The following is a 1,751-nucleotide window of genomic DNA, read 5'->3' as shown; positions in this document are numbered from 1 at the left end:
AATCACAGCGCTCAAAGTAGAGTACTCCGCAGTCATGGCGTTTGTATTCCGATGGATTGTATAGAACTTTAAATGTGAAAGGAATTGCTGCTGCATTCAAATATTTTGTCATGCTATCCATGACAGCAAGGGCTCCATCTGGTGTCAGATTAAAATAGATTCGCCCTGTTTTAGAATCGATATCACCATTGCCCTGTCGCTCTTGACCAACATTACCCACTGCTACATAAAAGCCATTTTGCATTAAATTCTTGGGCATCCGGATGGCAACGAGGCTGCCGATAGTAGCAGATTTTTCCTCAGATTTGAGATGAATCTCCCGTTCAATATGCATAGTCAAACTACCTTTGGTGACGGCTATTGAACCATCGGTTTCTTCTGAGATTACCTGCCAATTGGGAGCAAAGTAGCCTGTGCCTTGATTTTTGGCGTGGAGTTGTTGGTAAAATTCTAGGTCTATTCCCAGCAGGGTATTGTTCTCTAAGTTTTGATGGGGTGCTATATCCGCGCGACTTGTGTTGAGTGCCAGGGGAGTGCGCAGATAGCCATTGTAATAGATGCCATAGAGGAAATTTCTCAGCAGTAGACTGAGATACTTATGCTGTATGTCTTGAGGAAGTTGCTGAAAGCGGGCTACTGTTTGATCAGGTATGGCGAAGGGTTGATAGTTGGGATGGTTGATACAAAAATTGGACTGGATTTCAATGTTGTTAACAATGTCTTCCAGAGCTGCTTGCTGTTGATTGGGAAAAGGGTTGTCGAATAGCATCGTAATTTAATTTAAAATTAGATGAGGTCTATATAGCAGTTTTCAATTCACAATTCACAGGTATGCTCAAAACCCTTTTCTAGGGGATTACCGGATTTGATGTCAGTTCTGATTCTGAGATCCCAAAAACTGTTGGCACAGATTGTTTTGGTCGGCAGAGTAGACTTTTGGCAACCTGGAGCATACAGATTCCAGTATTGTCGAAGGATTTCTGATAGTAAATCATTGCCTGAATTTGGTGAATCAGTGCCAAACCGGTAAACTGAACTACTCGTTTAAGCCAGTTGGGACGAGCCGACTCAATCCCGGGAAAAGCGGTAAGATAGGCTTGGGTTAGAGCAGCGATGGAGGGTTGAAGCACTTGTAAAGGAGTCACTGCTAGACCCAAGGATTCTTCTAATTTAATCGTGGGGTCTACTACTAAGCTACTTAACCAGATTCCCAAGTAGCTGGCGATTATGGTTCCAAGGTCAAAGGCTGGATCTCCCCAGGCACAACGTTCCCAATCAATCAGTCGCACCATGCTCTGATCCGGTGGTGAAGATGTTGAGAATTGCTCCCAGTCTCTATGAACCAAAATGTTATTCAATTTTAAGTCATTGTGGGTGAGGCAACTCGGATGCCAGTCAGTTTCCAAATCTGCGATCGCATTTCCCAGACTGGGGTAACGTTGATAGAGAACAAAGAACTTTAAGGCATTGTTAGGGATTGAGCCAAACATCTCTGGGCTAAGCCGTCCGATTCCTTTAGCTGGATTGCCAAACCGATAGGCAGATTTCCCCTTTGGTACCTGGTCTAGAAAATTACGACATTCTGGTTGATTGAAGGTAACACGATGGAGGTTGCCTAAAACTCTTCCGATATCAGTTGCGATCGCTTCAGGGAAAATTTGGTTTTGATAGTAGAAACTAAACAGGTCGAGATAGTTATTTAGATAGTTGTAGACCAGGATGCAATGATCGGGATCAAAATGAAGGATCTG

General features: G+C 43.5%; 2 protein-coding genes. Both read right to left on the bottom strand.

Translation table 11 applies throughout. The features are described 5' to 3' along the window. Positions 1-769: T3SS effector HopA1 family protein (locus F6K38_RS41125; protein ID WP_287360597.1), on the bottom strand; the 769-nt coding region annotated here is incomplete at its 3' end. 79 nt (positions 770-848) lie between these two features. After that, on the bottom strand, positions 849-1,751 hold a 903-nt coding region (locus F6K38_RS41120), incomplete at its 5' end, for a phosphotransferase family protein (protein WP_287360596.1).

This window comes from Moorena sp. SIO3B2 (assembly GCF_010692525.1).
Classification (GTDB): domain Bacteria; phylum Cyanobacteriota; class Cyanobacteriia; order Cyanobacteriales; family Coleofasciculaceae; genus Moorena; species Moorena producens.
The sequence above is the reverse complement of the archived record's forward strand: the minus strand, read 5'-3'. Positions and strand labels throughout refer to the sequence as shown.